This window comes from Psychrobacter sp. CR212, assembly GCF_059693765.1.
Window position 1 is genome coordinate 15,151 of record NZ_JCATIF010000004.1, and the last position, 21,076, is coordinate 36,226.

Genomic DNA, 21,076 nt, shown 5'->3' on the forward strand with positions numbered 1-21,076 from the left:
TTATGTTTTATAAATCCTAGCTTTCATGATGTTTAACATGAATCGCTATGGTTGCTTCCTTGCAAAAAATTGGCAAATAGGGTATCAAAGCTGATATTCAATGTCGCAATCGCTTGCTCCCTCGAGTAGCGCTGCTGATGACAGCCTAGTATCAGCTCATGTACTTGCGCGGCTGCCATATCCACACAAAGATTAACAGCGCTGCGTTCACAAGAACGATTGGATAGCTGCAATCCTTGAATAAATATCTCCGTCCACTCCTCTTGTATGTCTGCGACCAGATTACCCAGTCCATTATTGAGTGAGGATTGGTTCTCTATATCGGCAGTGAATCGCGGACGATCTTCGAGTAAGTGCTGAAATAGCGCAATATTCTGAAAGGCAGAATCAAAAATCATTATCAGACATTGCTGACACTGCTGATTAAACTCATCCTTAGTCAGTACATCATAGTCCTTGAGCATATTGACCCATGCCAGCCGCATTGGCGATAGATAGTGGTCTTTTAACTGAGCGCTGAGCTCGTTCTGTAGCGCATCTAAGCTCTCAAAATGATTATAAAAACTGGGCTGCGCAATACCTGCCCCTTTAGCCACTTTATTCATGCTCATGCCTTGAGCACCTTCTAGACTATAGAGCCGTAACGCGCTTTTTAATAAGGCTCGCCGCGTCTTGGCTTTTGCCAGCTCACGTTTTGACTCTATGGGGGCGTTTGTATTTTGCGCTAATATGTTCAATGCAGAGATATTCCTACTCGATAAACAATGAAATCGACACGTCAGTCATTTCGCTTAAATCGCCCGTGGCAAAAAGAGGACAGACAGCCCAACTGCTGATATCTGTTTTTAAGCTAACCGTCTTTTAAGCTAATAGTCATTAAGCTAACGCGCTCTAGAGCGAATAGTTTTTAGAGAAGTCGCCATTTCAACTATAAGGTTATAGTTATTTAAACCATAAGTCTATAGCCAAACACATAGCAGAACTCGTGCTTCACAAAATAGATTAATGCTTCATAAGATCAGCATGTTTGTTTACTATAAATACCCCACCCCCTTTCCCAGTTGACATACGCTACGAGATTGCGCAGTTACCTAGCCCGTATATTTATAGTTCCCCATGTGACACTTACCTTTAGATATCGGTCTCAATTCGATGGATATTACGTACAATAGACGCAATTTACGCATCATTAATACAGTCGGTGAGCAGATAACACACGATGCACGCTCACTATAATTAAGTAACACTATAAACATAGCGTATACAGACAGCTGAATTGAAAAGCCCTATATTAATTATCACAAGATATTTGGTAGCAACCAATGATACTTGTGAACTACTAAAATAAAAAAAGTAATAAATCAGTAGCTTTAACAAACGATATTCATATCTTCAATAAACTCAAAGACTATTTGATGAAAGTGAATTAAACAAAATAAAAGGAATATAATCATGAATGAGAATACTTTAAAAGGCGAATGGAAACAGATAAAAGGCTCAGTAAAACAAAAATGGGGTGAGCTAACTGATGACGATTTAGATCAAGTGGAAGGCAGCCGTGATAAGCTGGTTGGCCGTGTCCAAGAGCGTTATGGTCATGCCCAAGATCATGCTGAGCGCGAAGTAGATGACTGGCGCCGCGAAAACAATTACTAATCCACTTTTCTTATAAAAGAAAGTTTTCTGAAAAATAGATATTCTTTAAAGAAAATAAAAAGCCGCATAATAAATTATGCGGCTTTTTTGTGTTAGGTAGATAATGATGTCAGTTAAATAATAGTTTAGATAGAGGTTTCTCATACCATATAAAACTGTTTAGCATTTCCCAGACACGATAAAACCGCATAGCAATAAATTGTTATGCGGTTTTATTGTTAACTGTCCATGTTACCTATCACGACTGCTTTCTATGCATCCTTGCACAAATATTCAGTGATTGTGATACTGGGCATCCTGCCCTTATTACTGCATACAGCATCTAATCTTAACTGCTGCTATCAGCAATGGGTATGTGTCCTTACTTCAACTATTATTATCATCCTGATGCTAATAATTGAATCATTATCCTTAATGCGGCCAACTCAATCCTTGAGTCACATTCCCTAATGCCGTGTAACCATAATGCCTAACTCTCACTCTCATGTTAAGTCGCGTAAACGTCATTGCATGTAAGCATATGCTTACAACGATTTAATTATTCTCAATAATTACAACTTATTAACGCAAATGACACTTAATATAAAGCTTTGTATCCTATGATAGATAATGTAAGAAAACATTTCTAAAAATAGTTTTTTTAGTGATAGTAGCTCTTAATACCTATCTGAGTATGGCTGTATCAACATATTTTAGAACCTTCTACCTTTGACTTATATAAGCATTCTTATCGCAAGCTCTCTGAAACCTTATAGGATATTGCCTCATGAAAACTCTAAAACCGTTTTCCTTTAAGACAACCATATCTACTGTTCTTATCGTTGCTCTACTGGGTACCACTGTCGGTTGTGCTGTCGTTGGTCCTGGCTATGATAACCAGCCCATATATCGTGGTGATAATAATCGGCAGAACGATAGCTTCAACCGTGTCAGCCAGCAGCTACGTCAAGACTTACGCCGCAAAGGCTATCAAGTCATAGACATTCGCTCTGATAGCTATCGTGGCGATCGCGCAATGACAGCTTTTGCCAAAAAGAATAATCAGCTCTATGAGCTAACATATACTTATCCTTCTCTAAGACTCATCAGCTCAAATAAAAGATCATGGTCGAACAATTGGGGAGATAACAAGTATCAAAAAGACAATGACCGCTATAAAAAAGATAAGCATAAAGATAATGGTAAATATAAGAACGACAAGCGCTATAAAAAAGGTGATATAGAGGACAGCATTAAAAGAGAGTCACGTTACCCAGCGATCAAGCGCCGTGCCATCAATAAAGTAAGATCTATGGGTTACCGTGTCGAAGATATCGATCTTGAAGAAAAAAACAAGCGTGGTGTCTTTGACATTGAGGCCAGACGCGGCTCGCAGGAGTATGAGATATTGCTTAGCTATCCAAATTTAGACGTTATTAACGTTAAAAAAGACTGATGACGCTGACACTACTGTCAGTAGAGCAGTTCTACACGCCCCTTTACTGAAATATTAGAAAACTATCTTTATCCAACGATAGTAGATTATGAGGACATTTTTATGAAAGCTTTATCATCTTCAACACTAAAAACGGCATTGTCTGGCAGTATTGTCGCTACTTTATTAGCGGTAACTACTGGCTGTGTCACCACACCTGGCGGCTATAGTGTATATGACGATATCTATGGAGACGTCTACAAAGATAAAAAAGAGCATAAAAAGCACCAAGACAAGCATAAAAAAGCGGATAAAAACGTCTACTCAGCTGCTATAGAGCGTCGAGCTGCCAACAAAGTTAGTAGTATGGGATACCGTGTCAAAGATGTTAAATATAAAAAGGGCGACCGTAAAATCAAGGTCAAAGCTGAGCGTGGTCGCGACGATTATAAAATCGAACTGGGCTATCCAAGCTACAACGTCATTAAGATTAAAAAGGATTAATCGATTATTAGGGTCTGATATTCACTGTTAATACTCAGTTGAAATATCAAAAAATTTATAACCAAATAAGTCATCAAGTGGCTTATTTGGTTTTTTTGTGAGAATTCCTACATTCAACAAGCTAATATTTTTCTAGATAAAACTAAAAATCCAAGACTTTTATCACATCATACGCTGGCGTTTCATACGGGTGCGCCTCTTTTAACGCGATGACAGCAGCAGTAATAAATGCGTCATCGACGACCATCTCTACTCGCCATTCATCGACCGTTTCTAAACTATCTTGCTTACCGATATGCGGCGCGCTACCTGCTAACGGCATAAACTGCCCTGTACCCTGCACTTGCCAACAGCACTGTTCATAATCGCCAATACTCCCAGCACCAGCAGCAAACAATGCGGACTTTACTTGCTCTAAGGCCTCATCAGGAATAAAAACCGTCAACTTATACATGAACTTACCTCACAAAATAGATTTAAATCTCAATCTACTAGTTCTTAGATAAAGAAGGATGATCAGTCCATATATAACGTAACAGCCAGTCTTTAGCATCACCGGCATAATCAATACCGATACGCGGACGCACTGATACAGGTGGCTGGCAGCCATCATCTTCTACCCAGACCTTTGAAGCTGGCGAGATCGGTTTGCCATATAAATCGCGAGTTATCTGCAAGCGCTTGGTCAGTTTACCTGGCCCTGCAAACTGCTTGGGGTGAGTCAGCTGCTTATTTGGACTGAGTTGTTGCTCATCAATCAGACGGTCGCTATCATCGGTCAAAAACCCAGCGCGAATCAGCACCGATTCAGGTGACTCTATAGAGCCGCTAATCAAATTTAGCATATGATGCACGCCATAGGTCAGATAGACATAAAACACACCGCCTTGCTCATACATAATCTCTGTGCGCGCCGTTCGAGTACCTGCATGTGAATGGCAAGCGGGATCATCTTGACCAATATAGGCTTCGGTCTCAGAAATACGCATTCGCAAAACTTTCTCTGATCCGTCGCTAACGGTTAGCTGTCGACATATAACTTTACCAATCAAGTCAGCAGCGACCACACAGGTCGGACGAGTGAACCAGTTAGGCTCTAAAACAGTTGATGAAGCAGTAGACATTAGCGAAACCTTTTCTTATTTTTATGGTCTAATTGATATGAGTAAGTACTAACAAATTAGCATAAAAGTAAGATAAGGTATGGAGTACAGTGTTGGCGCTATGTTTGATTTTTTATACGAATTAAGTGATAAGCCTATGGCTGAAGAGTGATACTGTTGATAAATAGATGGGAATTATAGTCTGTTATAAGTGATTCCATTATAGCAGTCTATTTTAAGTGGTCTGTTAATAGGTTTTTGGTGTGAAATAACTGGTTTCGTTAGGGTATGCTTTCAATTACTATTCATGACTTTAGACTATCACTTTTAAAAGTCCGATTTATTTCACCTCTAGTGATAACTTCATTAGTTTCTTCATAATCTTTTGGTTTATCGTAGTCATACTCTATTTCAAACTTACTATCAGGGTATAGAGTAAAGGTTAAGCCCCATATTTTTTCTCCTGTAAGGTTAAAAATATGGTTTCTGAGAAATAATGAGGCATCATGTTCAAGGAAAAGCAGTTCGTTATATAGTTCTCTATATTCATCTATCTTATCTCCCTTGATAGTAATTATAACCTTAGAAGACTGTGTCATTCCCTCATAGATATCGACATGATTAGACATTTGCTTCCAATACTCGTTACCTAAATGAGCCATAAGACCATTTGCAAAAATCCTATATGCTTGATTTTCATCATCTATTTTCATATCTAAACTCCCTAAATATTGATTAAAAACAAACGGCTTGATTGCTTTATGTACACTGGACGAGTAGGTATAAAGAATTCTGTAAAGGTTTTTAACAGTTCGATGCCTGTATAGCGCACCGATCACTAATAGAATATGTATGGTAAGTACACCATGAAGTACCCTAGGAGTATTTCAGCAAGTTAAAACGTTGATACCATCATCCTACAGCCAAATATTCAAGTCCTCACTAAGGAACCATCATAAATATAATGCCATAAAAAAACTGAGCACATGGCTCAGTTTTTATTTTATGCTAAGTATCAGATACTTATTTTAATGGCACACCAATACGGTCAGCCACTTCTTCATAAGCTTCAATCACATCACCTAATGACTGACGGAAACGGTCTTTATCAAGTTTCTTCTTGGTGTTCTTGTCCCAGATACGGCAGCCATCTGGTGAGAACTCATCACCTAATACGATACGGTCATGGAATACGCCGAACTCTAGTTTGAAATCCACTAGGATTAAATCACCCGCATCAAACAATGCTTTGAGTACATTGTTGACTTGATAGGTCAGCTCTTCCATCTTAGCCAATTGTTCTTTGGTCGCCCAGCCAAGAGATACAGAGAGCGACTCATTGACCATCGGATCACCTAGCGCATCATCTTTATAAAAAAGCTCATACGTTGGCGGTGTCAATGCTTGCCCTTCTTCTAAGCCCAAACGACGTACCAAACTACCAGCGGCAAAGTTACGCACCACGCACTCTACAGGAATCATATCCAAGCGCTTGACCAATACTTCGTCGTCAGACAATTGCTTTTCAAAATGCGTCTCGATGCCAGCATCAGACAATTTTTGCATGATAAAAGCATTAAAGCGGTTATTTACCACACCTTTACGTGCCAATTGTTCAATACGCTTACCATCAAGCGCTGAGGTATCATCACGGAAGTGTAAAATCAGAAGATCATTGTCTTCTGTTTCATAGACAGATTTGGCTTTGCCTTTATACAGCAGTTGTTGCTTTTGCATTATGGGGGTTCCTGTTCGTTCAAGCTTATGTGGTAAAAACGCGCAGCGACCGCTGACTCTTATTACAATATCGATATTATTTTAATCAATAATCATAAAAATCGGCGGTACAAATGAAGAAATAAATTAGTTTGAAGGGCTACTAACAGCACGCTGAGGCTTTGGCAACTGATACTGATTACCTGACTCATTCTGTAGTTTAAGCGTGTTCGCGCCCACATTCGGTGTTGGGTACAAAGGCACGAAAGGCGCTGTTTCTTGAGCAGCCGGCAGCTCTATCGGTGCAAGCTTTTTGCTTTGTTGATAGTCTAAGCTGCCATTGTCGCGCTTACCAAGCAGGCTCTTGGTCGCTTGGCAGCCGCTCAATACCAGCGTACTACCCAAAACTAAGGTCAGCATTGCAGGAAGTAGTTTTGTCGTTTTTGATGATACTGTTTTTGATGATATTGTCATCATGTTGTCTCTCTGAGTTAGCAGTTATTGCTCATTTAGGCGATTGACTCATCATGGTAAGTTGACTTGTTGCTCTCTTGAATATTAATCGTCAAGCAACAAGTCTTAAATCGCTGAAGATCAGGTTATAATATGTTTGCTCGAACCAACGCTTCATCAATAGTCGCATGATGTTGCTCTGCCAACCAAACGAGTGGTAAGCGTATCCCTTTATCGATCATGCCCATTTTATGTAGCGCATACTTAGCTGGAATAGGACTTGACTCGATGAATAAGTCACGATGTAGATGTTTGACTACGTCATGAATCTGACTAGCCGTTTCAAAATCACCACGCAAGCCAGCAGCGAAAGTCTCGCTCATGGCTTTTGGAGCCACGTTGGCAGTCACTGAGATATTGCCTTTACCACCTACTTTTAGTAGATCAAGCGCTGTACCATCATCACCAGACAATACGACCATTCTGTCACCAACAGCTTTAATCAATTGCTCACCGCGACCAACAGAGCCTGTCGCATCTTTGATAGCAACGATATTGTCGATATCAGCAAGACGTTCGACCGTGTCTTGGGCAATATCGACGACCGTGCGACCCGGTACATTATAGAGCATCTGAGGAATATTGACGGCTTTAGCAATGGCTTGATAATGCTGAAACAAACCTTCTTGTGGCGGCTTATTATAATAAGGAGCAACCAATAACGCACAGTCTGCACCAGCATCTGCTGCGTCTTGAGTCAGTTTAATCGCTTCCATGGTGTTGTTCGCACCAGTACCTGCGATGACTGGTACGCGACCTTTAACATGCTGGACAAAATAGCGAATGACATCGCTATGCTCTTGCATCGATAGGGTTGCCGACTCGCCAGTGGTGCCGACAGCAACGAGGCAATGCGTGCCCTGCTCGATCTGCCAGTCTATGAGGTCAGCCAGACGTTTATAATCAACTGTACCGTCAGGGTGCATGGGCGTTACCAAGGCTACCATTGAGCCTTGTAATCGGGTTTTGATCTCGTCGTATGCTGTGCTCATAACCGTGCCTTACTGTATTATCCTAGCTTTTATCAAAGCTGTCACATGATAGGTCGTTTGCAAGTGCCAAAAATTTATATACGTTGATAAACGCTAATGGCCAACCCTTGCTTGATGTTAATGCTGAAATTTTATTTATTATCATAACGTTTACATTATAAATTACTGCGTATTAAAGTGAGTATTGGCATTATCGATGCCAGTGACCGCAAATACCTGTTGCACCATAAAATATAATAATAAAAACGCCTGCTAGTGTAGCATATTTTGATTTGACCGCTATCAATCAATTGATGCTGCAATCATAAATCAAAGGTCAAAAAGAGGCTTTTGTATTACCAAAAACCATAAATATAAGCTCAGAGCTTTATCAATAAATAAACGCTGAACTTAATAGCTAGTTTAGCGTAATGAATCAGCACTGATAAGTCTTTTGATTAATGTTAACGAATCGTCAACACATCGATGGTGGGACGATATAAGCGAAAAGGCAGGCCTCGCGTGCCTATACCGCTGCTGATGAATATTTAAATACATTATTTGCAGACTGATGCAATATCCGTTTGCGTATCTCTTATAGCGAGCGGTATTTATGATGAGCAATTATACTTTTCGGTGTTTTTCGGTATGCTGCTGTCCAAATCACTTCCTTATGGTTTTATCTATTCAATACGCAGACCAATAATAGCAGGGATGCCTTGTCGAATAACTTCTATCGTGACAACGCCTTTTTTGGGTAGAGAAGAGATCGCACCAGAGAAATCCGTTACCTTTTTAATAGGCTTTTGGTGAAAATTGGTAATGACATCACCTGCCAAAATCCCCGAGCGCGCGGCTAACCCTGTCGGATCAACCGTCGTGACCAACACCCCCGTTTTATTGTCTGTAGCAATCTCTGCTTGTTCATCTTTGGTCAAATCGCGCAAACGTAGGCCCAGTTGGACATCATCACTTTGCTGATCCCCACTTTGGGCTCTGACATCATTAGGTGCATAAGCGAGTTTACCGCTAATGATCATCTGCTTACCATTGCGCTGAATCTGTGCGCGAAATGGATCGCTTGGCTTTGCTCGGTTGAGCAGATTCAATAAGTCGGATGCTCGCATGATTTGTACATTATTGTACTGCAAGATAATGTCACCAGGTTTTAGACCTGCTTTTTGTGCTGGCGAGTCTGGAGAAACGCGGGTCAGCAAAGCGCCTTGTGGTTTATCCAATTTATAAGCTTCGGCCAGATTACGGTCAATATCTTGCGGATAGATACCCAAATATGCGCGAGCGACTTCACCACTGGTCTTTAATTGCTCATAGATATCCATAGCAGCGTCAATCGGGATAGAGAACGATAGTCCCATGTAGCCGCCCGTCCCACTAAAGATACGCGAGTTGATACCAATCACCTCACCGCGCTGATTGAATAAGGGGCCACCTGAGTTACCAGGGTTGAGCGCCACATCGGTTTGTATAAATGGCACACTGGTTTCGCGTGAGAAGCTGCGTGATTTGGCACTGACGATGCCAGCGGAGGCTGAATAATCAAAACCAAATGGTGAACCAATGGCTAGTACGGGCTCCCCTACTTTTAAGCTGTTTGAGTCGCCAATCGGTAGCGCGGGGAACTGAGTGCCTTCAACTTTTAGTACCGCCACATCTGAGCGCTCGTCGCTACCAATCAAGGCTGCATCAAGCTCGGTTCTATCATTAAGTGTGACGGTGATTTTGTCAGCGCCCTCAATGACGTGATGATTGGTCAGCATGTAGCCGTTAGATGTGACAAAAAAGCCCGTACCATAAGCATGCTCTATCGCTGGCGTGACTGCTCGATCAGGAATGCGCACCCGATCGCCAAAAAACTGCCGCAACACTTCAGCCGTTTGCGCCTTAGCAAGCTCAGCCTCACTGACTGTCTTGGTGACGTTGACGCGCGCCACTGCGGGTGTCACTTGTTGAACTAGGCCAGAGAAATCAGCCGTGGTTACAGCCGCATGTGCATTGCTCATTGTGGTGACGTTAATACTAGCCACCATCGCCGTACTCACAGCGAGCGCCAGCGCACTGCGCTGTAACCAAAGTCGCATATCGACAGTGGTCCGTGATTTAAACATATTGATAGGCATATTGTCCTCCATATGAATGGTCATTATTATTGTTGGTAATTAGATGATGGTACTCGATAACGTCTTGCCTGACGCACATAACCCCAATCGTTATTGGTCAGCGTTCTTATATTTGCTTATATAGTGAATTCAGTATAAAAACGATACAGTGGGACTGGGATAAATTTTTCGCAGCCTCTGTCTGCGTAGGCACAGCACGCAAGGAAAATTTAGACCAGTTCCACCTTGATATATAATGTATCTGTTTTATTTAGGATTGACTATATCGTTATACTCATATTACACGATGGTATTCGTGCTATGCATCGATTTCATATATGTTTTATCGCTAGGCTGATATAGTAACGATCATGTCAGCCCCGTTTTTATATTTATTTTAATCAAAACCAGGGTTGTTGGCTTTAGTAAACATAAACCCTCAGCGCCAATATACGGTCTCTGATTGACGTCATATTATTGTTGTTTTGGCGGCGTGCATGACCAACGTAGCTACTGTATGATGGACAAAACGTTATCTTGCCATTATTTCCATAATGCAGGATAACCCAAGGCATGGTTATTTCATACTGACTTTGTACAATTTTGTGGCTGCGCGCTGATATCGTGGCAGGCTCTATATACATGTATATGAATCAAATCATGTTATGATAGCAAGCAAAACAAATCATAAAACAAACAAAAGTCAATTAGTAAAAATACTATCGACTACTCGTTTATCAAGCTGGCTATCATCATCCCTGTTTTCCATCTTTTGCACTTTTAGACCACTGTTATTTGTCTAAGAATGCTTTTGCCCTTGCTACTTTATAGTGTATATATCATCTCAAGCTCATATTGCGATTCATGATGGCTATCAGTGTGATGACCCAGATACAATCAGTAATGATAACAATTGATCATAAACGAACGGTAGCGACTATCTTATAGCAGCTATGGATAGATATAAAATATGACAAGATTACAAAAGGATTAATTTATGGATACCGCCCTATTGCTATCCGGCGTGGTTGGGATTGGCATTGCCGCCCAATGGCTGGCTTGGTATTTGAAGCAACCGTCCATTTTATTTTTATTGCTCATTGGCATTATCATCGGACCAGTCCTGGGGGTGTTTGACCCTGATTTGGTATTAGGTGAGCTGATGTTCCCCTTTATCTCTTTGGGCGTGGCAATTATTCTATTTGAGGGCTCGCTAACGCTAGAGTTTGATGAGATCAAGCAGCATGGTACTGTCGTGCAAATGCTGGTCTCGATTGGTGTACTCATCACCATCGCTATCGTGGCGCTGTCGACTTATTTGCTATTCGATGTCGATCCATTGATTGCACTCCTGTTTGGTGCGCTGGTCTGCGTGACCGGTCCGACGGTCATTATGCCGCTGTTGCGTAGCGTGCGCCCCAATAAAACCATCTCTAACATCCTCAAATGGGAAGGCATTATCATTGATCCAATCGGTGCAATCGCCGTGGTATTGGTCTATGAATATATCATCTCAGGCGGTGAAGCCAGTAGTATCTTGCTATTTGCCAAAATTGTCGTATTGGCAACGGCCCTTGGTATGGCAGGCGCTTGGTTACTGGCGTTTCTTATGCGTCGTCATATGGTGCCTGAGTTTTTGCGCAATGTTTTTACCTTGGCATTTGTGCTGGTACTATTTTCGGTCTCAAACCATTTAGAGCACGAGTCAGGGCTATTGACTGTCACAGTCTTGGGTGTAGCTTTGGCAAACTGGCCGAAATTCCCACGCGAGACGATTCTAGAGTTCAATGAGTCATTAACCGTTCTACTGATTTCCGTCCTCTTTATTATTTTGGCGGCTCGTGTAGAGCTGGCAAGTTTATTGAGCGTAGGATTTGCAGGTCTGGTGCTACTTGCCATCGTTATGTTTGTGGCGCGTCCACTGTCGGTCTGGGCGTCCTCTATCGGCTCCAACCTCAAAACCAACGAAAAGCTGATGATCAGCTGGATTGGCCCTCGCGGTATCGTCGCTGCTGCTATCTCATCCCTGTTTGCGATTCGTTTGCAAGAGTATGATATCCAAGGCGTTGAGCTGCTTGTACCATTGGTATTTATGGTCATCATCGGCACGGTAATGATTCAGGGTCTGGGCGCAAAGGTGGTCGGCAACTTGCTGGGCGTACGTGAGCCTGAGACCAACGGTATTCTTATCGTCGGCTCAAACCCGATTGCCCTACTCATCGCTACCTCTCTTAAGGAGCAAGGCTTCGATGTCATCGTCGCGCATAATAACTATACCAATATCGCGCGCGCACGCATGAGTGGGTTGCGTACTTATTTTGGCAACCCAATCTCTGATCACGCTGATCACCATCTTGATCTGATTGGTATTGGGCGTTTGTTTGCCATGAGTATGGACAAAGAGATGAATACCTTGTCTGAGATTCATTATCGTCATGAATTTGGCGAGCGTAAGCTATACCGTCTCAAGTTTAGTGATGAAAAAGTCAAAAGTGAGCGCGACGATAAACAGTCAAACTTCCATTCACAGTGGCTGTTTGGCAAAGATGTGACGTATACCAAGCTTGCTAGTATGCTGTCCAAAAAAGCGCGCATCAAAATCACCAACATCACTGACAGCTATAGCTTTGAGCAGTATAAAGCGGATAACAAGCAGTTTGTGCCGCTATATACCATAGACAAAGAAGGCAAGCTGCACGTCATTACTGATAAATTTGATGGTACGGTGCCTCGCGATCGCAAGCTTATCTCACTGGTCGTGGATGATGAAGTACAGCCAAAACCAGTGGACGTAACACCAAAACAAGAGCAAGCGCGTATGGTCGCCGATGCCAATTTTGAGTCCAGCTCAAAAGCGCCTGAAAAGCGTAAAGAAAAAGAGCTGGGCGGCGATAACCTACAAAAACCAGCGCCAGAGGCACCAACTAATACGGCTCAAAATACTGAGCAAAGCGTCGCCAGTGCCCCTAATGCGAACAGCGCCATAGATAAGTCCAATACTGCGACAGTCGCGGTCGATGATAAGGCAGTAGCACCAAAAACAGAGGCTACCAACACAGCGAACACAGGTGTGATGTCAGCAAACTCGACCGCGACCTCGAAAACAAAAGCGCCTAGTAATAGTAATACTAACGGTAACGGTAATGGTAACGCGCCTAAAAACAAAAAAGGAGCGCTTGATCCCAATCGTCTCCCTGACTCTGGTCAAGACAGTGCTACTCATTCGACTGCCAAAGCTGACACCGACGCTTCTGGCGCGGTTGAGAAAAAAGCCGAGCAGAGTGAGCTGAATGACAAAAATAGTGATAAATAAACTCTATCGTTATTTACCCGCTAACGTCATAATTGGTTAAATAACAAACTGTCATCAATAAAAAGCCCCAGCGACATGCTGGGGCTTTTTATTTTTATTACATCTGCTTGATTATTAAATCTACTTACAAGATAAACATGCTCACTCAAATATGATTATTCAACATCAAATCTGTCTACGACTGCCTGCCATATCCGCGCGCTCACCTCATCAGTATTCCCTGACGCATCGATACGCTGGATACGTTCAGGATGCGAGCTTGCAAGTTGACTAAAACCGGTATGTACCCAAGTAAAAAACGCCATTGCTTGCTGCTCAAAGCGATCTGCTGCGCTGCGCTTATTGGCGCGTGCCATGCCCTCTGCTACAGGTAAATCAAGCCATAAAGTCAGCTCAGGCAACTGCGTCACAAACTGCTCGATCAGCGTCTCAATTTTGGTCAGCATCGCTTTATCGCCATGTCCGCGTCCAAACCCTTGATACGCAATAGTAGAGTCCGTAAACCTGTCACAAATAACCCATGTGCCACGTTGTAGAGCAGGCAGGATGACTTGCTGCATATGATCACAGCGCGCTGCAAATAATAATAAAAGCTCTGTATCATCCTCAATTTCAGTTGCAGGGTCTAGCAATATATCGCGCAGTCGCTCAGCAAACGGACTACCACCCGGCTCGCGAGTACGAAGGTAGTGAATACCATTTTTCTCTAGTTGCAAGCAGAGCTGCTCAATCGCCGTGGTTTTCCCGACGCCTTCCGTTCCTTCAAAACTAATAAACCGCCCTACAATAGGTGCGGTCGTCGTTTGTGAAGCATTTGATTCCGGTAGCGTGGACGATGCTGTACTCGTCTGTGCGGATGGCGCGTTGGTCTGTATAGATACTGACATGATATGACCTTATGTCATCGGTGAGCGCTATCGTTAGATTATAGCGCTCAATAAACGATACGTTTTATAAGAGATAAAGAAGTGCTTTATTGCGGCGGTGTTTGAGATTTTTTCTCGCGCATGACGCTCAGATAGTCTTTTACCGCTTGGTTGTGCTCAGCCAAGCTATTGGTAAATTTATGTCCGCCGTTACCTGTTGCCACAAAGTAAAGGGCGTCGCTATCGGCAGGATGCAAGGTGGCTTCGATAGATGCGGCAGATGGCAGCGCGATTGGCGTTGGCGGTAAGCCATCAATCTGATAGGTATTATAAGACGTTTTTTCATCGATGTCTTTGCGGCGGATATTACCATCATAACGGTTACCCATACCATAAATGATGGTCGGATCGGTCTGCATACGCATGTTTTTAACCAAGCGATTTCTAAACACGGCAGAGACTAGCGGACGCTCTTCTGGTACGCTGGTTTCTTTTTCGATGATAGATGCCATTACTAGTGCTTCGTAAGGGCTATTATAAGGTAGGTCAGGCGCACGGTTTTCCCACGCATCAGTCAGCGCTTTTTGCTGGCGTTTATATAGGTCCGTGAGCACTTTTTTATCGCTCGTCCCTTCACCGTAATAATAGGTATCGGGCGCAAACCACCCTTCAAGATTATGATTGACGATAGGATCGCTGCTGTTGGTTACGCTATCTGGCAATATACCAGCCAAATCTAACGCTTGTGCAATGCTGGCATTATCACTGCCTGCGGTCAGTACTTCTTTTTCGATATTGTCATTATCACGCAGCGCTTGATAGAGGTCTTTTGAGGTTTTGCCTTCGATGATTTGCACCTTTACCATAGCCGCTTTTGCGCCCTGCTCTAGCACTTGCAGAGCCTCAGCAATGGTTGGATTTTCAGGTAATTGATAGATACCTGCATGCAAAGGCGCATCAACTTGCGACTTGATATATAGCTTGGCTACGCTGGCCGAAAATAGCGGAATCTGATTTTGCCACTGCGGCAATAGGCCATAATACGTCTGACCTTGCTCAATCGTGACCATTTGCTGCGGCTGCTCGATACGGCCAAACAAGGTCTGATACACCATGACTAAGAAAAACGCAGCAATAAGTCCCAACACCAGCAGTACTTGATAACCGCGCTGCATAAAAAACGAGGGATTGTTGACTTTATATTGACGCGGTTTGCTGTTGCCACTGATCAGTGAGACATTGGTTGCTGGCGTGTCTTGCACCCTATCTACCACTGGTTGCGCGTCCGGTAGCGTGGTGTCTACACGCTCCTTGACTGTGCCATCTTGCTTATTCGATGGCGACTCATTGGGACGTTCAGGTGGTGTATTGGGTGTGGGCTTGCTCATGGCAACTCGCGAGGCAGATGTTTGCTAGAATTTAGCACTGAACCGTACGATTTTCAATGGTATTTGCTTAGCTTATGCATTAACTTGGTCTATACACTGATTTATATGGCTCAACATTCCCACCTTTTACTGTTATTTTTATCACTGTCCATCGATGCTGACACTCTATTATGAATCTATATTTTGACCAAAGACTCGCCAAAAACTATCACTCTAAATCACAGATTATTCGTGTTCTCAGTGAAACATGGGTAACAGAAAATGGTTACTGTCCTAATTGTAGCGAGCAGCCTTTGACTGAATTTGCTAACGGTCAACCTGTTGCTGATTTTTACTGCGCGCATTGTAATGAGCAATATGAGCTAAAAAGTAAAAAAGCCAAGTTAAGCAACATCGTTAATGATGGCGCTTATAAGACGATGGTTGAGCGTATCAATAGTAAGGACAATCCCAGTTTTTTCTTTTTAACCTACTCAAAAGCATACGCCGTTAATAACTTTCTAATTATTCCCAAGCAGTTTTTTACCCCTGACATTATCATTAAGCGCAAACCATTATCAGTGACTGCCAAACGCGCAGGTTGGGTGGGTTGCAATATTGACTTACGAAAAGTGCCAGAATCAGGCAAAGTATTTTTGGTCAAAGACCAAAAAATTATGGATAAAGAGTCGGTTACCCAGCAATTCCAAAAAACCTTATTTTTACGCACGCAATCTATAGAGTCGCGTGGCTGGACATTAGATGTTTGGCAATGTATCGATCGACTTGATGCTCACTTCTCTCTCAATCAGGTTTATGCTTTTGCTGATGAGTTACAGCTCAAACATCCTGAAAACAACCACGTAAAAGATAAAATTCGCCAACAGTTACAGGTATTACGAGATAAAGGCATTATTGAATTTATAAGCCGTGGCCATTATCAAAAGTTATACTAAGAACACTTATCATCCCATAATGGTAATCGCACAGTAGCCACAAGACGCTGATGGAACTGATGTGCTGGATACTCCCAATCAATCTCATCATTGATTTTGAAAAAATGCTCTTCACGATAGTCAATATAAGCATGCAATCGATTACGCACATAACGATTCCACTGCCATAACAGCTGTACCGAGTTGCGTGCAGGTTTGGTAAAAGGGATTAGATTAACCGTCAATGCACACATTACCAATTCATCATTAGGAATAACGTCGATACCCTGCTCGATGACTTCTTCTCGCGTATGCGCATACTCAAACATACCTCCAAAAGCGACAAACCTTTTAAGGTCTTTTAAATACATGACACCAAAAGCTAATTGGGTATAAGGCGACAAATGCATGATTTCATCAGGTTTAGCTTTGGCCAATCTACAAATTTCATTAAATGCCATCAAACGTCTGATTTGTACTGGAACTCTTACCTCTTCATATATTGAACGCATGCGATATTGTCCTTTTAAAAATTTCTATTGAAAAAGGATCATTGATCGATTTGCTTTATGGCACAAGTCTGCGTAACAACAGACGATCACTTCTTTTGAATGCTTTTGCTAATCTAATTGGTATAAATGACTGAAGTGATATATGAGAGACTTTAATTATTGAGGATATTTATGATAAAGACAGGCGGTTCAAATACTTATCAAATAGAAGTAATCGAAACGATGAGTGCACTTATAGAAGTGGTTGCAGAAGATGGTGAAACTGCTCTACTAAAAGCGCGAGAAATGTATAGAAGCGAGGATATTATTTTAGAACCTAATGATATGCTTGATACTGAATTTATTATCTTTGGCGTAGAAGAGAATGAGTAGCTAGCTCAAACCAAAAGTAGCTCTCAGTACTTGTGAACATTAATGAATAAGCGTATAGATAATAGTAGAGCGCTGTCTCTTGACCAGTACATTCAATGATGGTTTGACAGTGAAAAACGGTAAAGTCCAGTCAGTCAATAAAGGTCAGTGCGACAAGCTTGTCAGTGACAATGATGCTTATGTATTTACCTATGAATGGCTTTTTGCTGTCCGAGAGAAAATGGCAGATAATGCAACCTTATGGGTTAGTGGTACACATCACAATATCTTTACTCTGGGTCGTATTTTGCCGCCGCTTGGTTTTAAAATACTTAATGTTATAACTTGGGAAAAAACCAATCCACCGCCTAATTTTTCTTGTCGGTTTTTCACTCATTCAACAGAGTTTATTATCTGGGCGAGAAAACATCCTAAAGTGCCACATTATTTCGATTATGACTTGATGAAACGACTCAATAACGATAAGCAAATGAAAGACGTATGGCGCTTGCCAGCCATTGCTAAGTGGGAAAAATCTTGTGGTAAGCACCCTACGCAAAAACCTTTGGCATTGTTGGCACAGATGATTTTAGCCTCTACCAAAAAAAATGCTTTGATACTTGACCCTTTCGTTGGATCTTCAACAACAGGTATCGCAGGTAATGTCTTAGAAAGACGTTTTATTGGTATTGAGCAGGAAACTGAATATCTACAACTCAGCCAAGCGCGCTATGAAGACCTACAACTTGAAGGGAAAAAAGAGTTTTTTAAACAACATTTCTATCGTTTATTAAATAAAGGAAATGACAACTAAACGGATTTAAAATCTATAATATCACCTGACAATAACGTCAAACTACTCATAGGCATGATGCCGCGCAGTGCATTGCAAAAGAATAACCGCGTCAACCTAGGCAAATCCTCATCTGATAACGACCGTATCACCACTGGATATTCTGTCGCGGACAAAGCATCAATAATTACTTGCCGCATCACACCAGCAACGCCCGATTGTTCCATGGAAGGGGTATACCATTGACCTGTTGTTAGATAGCTCTCATGATTGTTATCAACACCTTCGTGGCCACTAGAGTGCGTTTCAGATTCGCATAAAGGCTCATCTGCTAACTGATAGAACACATTACTCATCGTACCTTCAACCCAGTGACCACTCATATCACGTAGCAGTCCTTCACTGAGGCTCTTTGTAACGTTAGCCGCTAATGGTTCAGCTTTTATACGCTGTAGCTCGCCACTGGCAAGGACATTATCTAGGCGGCTCAGGCTTTTGAGTCCTGCCAGCGATGGCGGCAGGCAGGCAATCTGTGAAGATAAGCATATCGCTGAGGCATTCGGCTGCATGGGTACTAGATTGCCGTCAGGTAATGACAGTTGCACAGCCGTGGAGACTCTCATAACAGTCGGTTTTAGCCATATCTCACAAGCGCTTCCTGATTCACTTGGTACATAGCCATAACCGCGAATATCTTGTGCGGCGCGAGTTACTACGAGCTTGAGCATGCCCTGATCTAGCTGCTGGCCATACATTTTTAATACTGCCAGTAGTTCCTCGCAGTCTATATCTAACTGCAAGGCGTCAGCGTGGGAGATGAGCCGCTGCTGATGGTAGTCTGCCCATAGGATGAGTCCGTCCAGCACACCCATGGTCGTAAAAAATCCATCCGCATATGCTAGGCCGCGGTTGTCTGGCGACAGTGTCACCGCTTTGCTGGTTGCCGTATCGTCTTGTGGATATAGACATACCCAGCTGTTGGGCAGTGACCTCATGTCTAGCATCGCTTAGCTATTGTCTGTTTGGGCAGCGGATTTATTGATGACTAGCATACAGCTATAAAACTCACATTTTGCCAGTTCTACTTTCTGTCCGCCAATGACTCTGTTTTTGATGATTTGATTACTGAGCATATCAGCGACCATTTTGCCGCCTTCATCACCCATCAGTCGGCGCGATAGTTGGTAGGCTTTTTTGGCATGGTCTTGGCTCAACTCTTTTTCTTTATCAGAATCGGTCGGATTGGCATAATACCAGCCAAGCTCAAGATATTTTTCGGAGTCGATAATATCTAGATAAGGCGCGTCCGTCTTCATAAAGCGATATTTGGTGGCAGGATTACTGGCATAGTCTAGGCTATTTTCATCCGTACTTATTACTTTACCAAATGCTGACTTGATACTATCTAACTCATCGGTGCCAAGGGGCTCGCCCTTGTCAGCGTTCCATGCCGAGACATCGTATTTTACTGGTGTACCTTGTTGGGCGGTCGCGCCATCTAGATCAGGATTATCTACCGCGCTGTTCTCTACAGGAGCCTCGGCCACAGCCTGCTCGCTGCTCTCAGCGTTTGTCTCTGGATTTTGAGCATCCTCTTTGGTGCTATCACAGCCGCCAAGCGTCACACTAACTGCCATTATCGTACCGACTAGAAGAGTCTGAAGGTTATGATTCCACATGGATAATTTACTCACACTTTTAGATTGATCTTAAAAGAATATTAACGAGCTGGCCCACAAGCCACCGATAACAAAGGATTTTTTAATAAAGAATGTATGTAATAAAAGTTATAACCTAACAGTCATTAGAGCATATTATACTAATTAACATATAATCGATAGTTTACCCAACTGCTCAGCGCTTGACTACCTTTTAGGTTACACATAACGTTCCAAGAAGGTACATATTTGTTAAATATATCACTCATCAAACTCTGCCCGATATAAGGCTTATGAAGTGAGCCATTGGTTTGTCAATCATCATTTTATCGCTTATGATAAATGGCCGTAAGCGATGCATTTTCAATGATGTCTTGCCTCTTTTAGCCAATGGACCTTTTATGACCCAACACTTCATCGTTATTGGCAACCCGATTGCCCACAGCAAATCCCCTGAAATTCATGCGCAGTTTGCCTTACAGGCAGGTATTGATATTCGCTATCAGCGCCAGTATTGCCCTGACGATGCTGCCAGTTTTACAGCGGTCATTGAGGCGTTTTTTCATGGTGGCGGTATGGGTGCTAATGTGACCGTACCTTTTAAGCAAGTCGCTTATGACTGCTGTGCGGCGCGCGGCGGCTTGTCAGAGCATGCCAAAACAGCAGGCGCGGTCAATACCCTTATGATTAATGATGATTTATTACAACAAGGCGCGTCGATAAAAGAGGCCATATACGGCGATAATACGGACGGACAAGGGCTCGTCAATCACATAACACGCTTAGGTTGGCCACTGGACGGTGCTAGCGTTGCCCTGATTGGCGCAGGCGGCGCGGCACGCGGTGTCATACTACCGCTGATTCAAGCAGGTATTGGCTCACTGACTATTGCCAATCGCACCGTGAGTAAAGCGGTAGATTTGGTGGATGAGCTGAGCGCAGCAAGTTCGATGATTGCAGCGCAGCAGATTCAGACCTGTGCCACCAAGGATTTGAGCGGCACGTTTGATATGATTATCAATGCCACCTCTATTGGCTTATCAGGCGATAAACTGCCGCTGGATGATACTCTACACTGTCAATACGCTTATGACATGATGTATGGGCGCGACCTACCCTTTTTGCAGCATTTCGCGGCGCGTGATGCCCAAACGTCTGAAGGTTACGGCATGCTCATCGGACAAGCCGCATTAAGTTTTGAGCGCTGGACTGGTCATACAATTGATGTCTCAAAAGCAACAGAAGCACTGAGTCAAAATGCTGGGTAGATAACAGCATTTAATAAAT

Annotated in this window: 21 protein-coding genes; 8 read left to right on the forward strand and 13 right to left on the reverse strand. The window is 42.7% G+C overall.

The genetic code is table 11. The features are described 5' to 3' along the window. Positions 1–32: 32 nt before the first annotated feature. A complete protein-coding gene (locus AC58CZ_RS08725; protein ID WP_494224305.1) occupies positions 33–737 on the reverse strand; it encodes a TetR family transcriptional regulator in 705 nt (234 codons plus the stop codon). A 715-nt stretch (positions 738–1,452) separates the two neighbouring features. Here AC58CZ_RS08725 and AC58CZ_RS08730 point away from each other — a divergent pair. The 3 genes from AC58CZ_RS08730 to AC58CZ_RS08740 all read left to right on the forward strand — a co-directional run bounded on the left by AC58CZ_RS08730 (position 1,453) and on the right by AC58CZ_RS08740 (position 3,574). Further along, a complete protein-coding gene (locus AC58CZ_RS08730; protein ID WP_186475252.1) occupies positions 1,453–1,656 on the forward strand; it encodes a CsbD family protein in 204 nt (67 codons plus the stop codon). Between the two features lie 766 nt (positions 1,657–2,422). Further along, positions 2,423–3,091, forward strand: coding sequence for a hypothetical protein (locus tag AC58CZ_RS08735; RefSeq protein ID WP_494224304.1), 669 nt, complete (start codon positions 2,423–2,425; stop codon positions 3,089–3,091). Positions 3,092–3,193: 102 nt separating this feature from the next. Further along, on the forward strand, positions 3,194–3,574 hold the full coding sequence (locus tag AC58CZ_RS08740; protein WP_494224303.1) for a hypothetical protein: 381 nt from the start codon (positions 3,194–3,196) through the stop codon (positions 3,572–3,574). Positions 3,575–3,716: 142 nt separating this feature from the next. On the opposite strand, the gene AC58CZ_RS08745 is transcribed toward AC58CZ_RS08740, so the two are convergent. The 7 genes from AC58CZ_RS08745 to AC58CZ_RS08775 form a co-directional block, all read right to left on the reverse strand. After that, positions 3,717–4,028: a YqfO family protein gene (locus AC58CZ_RS08745; RefSeq protein ID WP_071002521.1), complete on the reverse strand. Its 312-nt coding sequence runs from the start codon at positions 4,026–4,028 to the stop codon at positions 3,717–3,719. 37 nt (positions 4,029–4,065) lie between these two features. Further along, positions 4,066–4,698, reverse strand: coding sequence for a DNA-3-methyladenine glycosylase (locus tag AC58CZ_RS08750; RefSeq protein WP_494224302.1), 633 nt, complete (start codon positions 4,696–4,698; stop codon positions 4,066–4,068). Between the two features lie 284 nt (positions 4,699–4,982). Continuing rightward, the gene (locus tag AC58CZ_RS08755) at positions 4,983–5,390 is read right to left on the reverse strand and encodes a hypothetical protein (RefSeq protein WP_494224301.1); all 408 of its coding nucleotides are present in this window, start codon (positions 5,388–5,390) and stop codon (positions 4,983–4,985) included. A 310-nt stretch (positions 5,391–5,700) separates the two neighbouring features. Further along, positions 5,701–6,414, reverse strand: coding sequence for a phosphoribosylaminoimidazolesuccinocarboxamide synthase (gene purC, locus AC58CZ_RS08760; RefSeq protein WP_494224300.1), 714 nt, complete (start codon positions 6,412–6,414; stop codon positions 5,701–5,703). 126 nt (positions 6,415–6,540) lie between these two features. Further along, positions 6,541–6,870 (reverse strand): hypothetical protein, encoded by a 330-nt coding sequence (locus AC58CZ_RS08765; RefSeq protein ID WP_371531647.1) that lies wholly within the window; start codon positions 6,868–6,870, stop codon positions 6,541–6,543. Between the two features lie 122 nt (positions 6,871–6,992). Beyond that, positions 6,993–7,898 (reverse strand): 4-hydroxy-tetrahydrodipicolinate synthase, encoded by a 906-nt coding sequence (gene dapA, locus AC58CZ_RS08770; RefSeq protein WP_058024869.1) that lies wholly within the window; start codon positions 7,896–7,898, stop codon positions 6,993–6,995. Between the two features lie 662 nt (positions 7,899–8,560). After that, positions 8,561–9,976, reverse strand: a complete 1,416-nt coding sequence (locus tag AC58CZ_RS08775) for a Do family serine endopeptidase (protein WP_494224323.1) — start codon at positions 9,974–9,976, stop codon at positions 8,561–8,563. A 1,015-nt stretch (positions 9,977–10,991) separates the two neighbouring features. Between AC58CZ_RS08775 and AC58CZ_RS08780 the strand changes: the two genes are divergently transcribed. Further along, on the forward strand, positions 10,992–13,307 hold the full coding sequence (locus AC58CZ_RS08780; RefSeq protein ID WP_494224299.1) for a cation:proton antiporter domain-containing protein: 2,316 nt from the start codon (positions 10,992–10,994) through the stop codon (positions 13,305–13,307). A 155-nt stretch (positions 13,308–13,462) separates the two neighbouring features. Here the strand turns inward: AC58CZ_RS08780 and tmk are convergent, their stop codons facing one another. Then, a complete protein-coding gene (gene tmk, locus AC58CZ_RS08785) occupies positions 13,463–14,095 on the reverse strand; it encodes a dTMP kinase (protein WP_494224322.1) in 633 nt (210 codons plus the stop codon). 185 nt (positions 14,096–14,280) lie between these two features. After that, on the reverse strand, positions 14,281–15,561 hold the full coding sequence (gene mltG, locus AC58CZ_RS08790) for an endolytic transglycosylase MltG (protein ID WP_494224298.1): 1,281 nt from the start codon (positions 15,559–15,561) through the stop codon (positions 14,281–14,283). 170 nt (positions 15,562–15,731) lie between these two features. Here mltG and AC58CZ_RS08795 point away from each other — a divergent pair, with 170 nt between their 5' ends. Then, the gene (locus AC58CZ_RS08795) at positions 15,732–16,496 is read left to right on the forward strand and encodes a DpnI domain-containing protein (protein ID WP_494224297.1); all 765 of its coding nucleotides are present in this window, start codon (positions 15,732–15,734) and stop codon (positions 16,494–16,496) included. Here the strand turns inward: AC58CZ_RS08795 and AC58CZ_RS08800 are convergent. Then, positions 16,493–16,987, reverse strand: a complete 495-nt coding sequence (locus tag AC58CZ_RS08800; RefSeq protein WP_494224296.1) for a hypothetical protein — start codon at positions 16,985–16,987, stop codon at positions 16,493–16,495. The two genes, AC58CZ_RS08795 and AC58CZ_RS08800, sit on opposite strands and share 4 nt — an antisense overlap. 171 nt (positions 16,988–17,158) lie before the next feature. On the opposite strand from AC58CZ_RS08800, the gene AC58CZ_RS08805 reads away from it, so the two are divergent. Both AC58CZ_RS08805 and AC58CZ_RS08810 read left to right on the forward strand, forming a co-directional pair. Continuing rightward, complete coding sequence (locus AC58CZ_RS08805; RefSeq protein ID WP_494224295.1) at positions 17,159–17,359, forward strand: DpnD/PcfM family protein; 201 nt, start codon at positions 17,159–17,161, stop codon at positions 17,357–17,359. A gap of 109 nt (positions 17,360–17,468) precedes the next feature. Further along, positions 17,469–18,152, forward strand: a complete 684-nt coding sequence (locus AC58CZ_RS08810) for a DNA methyltransferase (RefSeq protein WP_494224294.1) — start codon at positions 17,469–17,471, stop codon at positions 18,150–18,152. Here the strand turns inward: AC58CZ_RS08810 and AC58CZ_RS08815 are convergent. Together AC58CZ_RS08815 and AC58CZ_RS08820 are read right to left on the reverse strand one after the other, a co-directional pair. After that, on the reverse strand, positions 18,149–19,126 hold the full coding sequence (locus AC58CZ_RS08815) for an aminotransferase class IV (protein ID WP_494224293.1): 978 nt from the start codon (positions 19,124–19,126) through the stop codon (positions 18,149–18,151). The two genes, AC58CZ_RS08810 and AC58CZ_RS08815, sit on opposite strands and share 4 nt — an antisense overlap. Before the next feature lie 12 nt (positions 19,127–19,138). After that, the gene (locus AC58CZ_RS08820) at positions 19,139–19,768 is read right to left on the reverse strand and encodes a hypothetical protein (RefSeq protein ID WP_339605603.1); all 630 of its coding nucleotides are present in this window, start codon (positions 19,766–19,768) and stop codon (positions 19,139–19,141) included. 422 nt (positions 19,769–20,190) lie between these two features. On the opposite strand from AC58CZ_RS08820, the gene aroE reads away from it, so the two are divergent. After that, the gene (gene aroE, locus AC58CZ_RS08825) at positions 20,191–21,057 is read left to right on the forward strand and encodes a shikimate dehydrogenase (RefSeq protein ID WP_494224292.1); all 867 of its coding nucleotides are present in this window, start codon (positions 20,191–20,193) and stop codon (positions 21,055–21,057) included. The last annotated feature ends 19 nt before the right edge of the window (positions 21,058–21,076 follow it).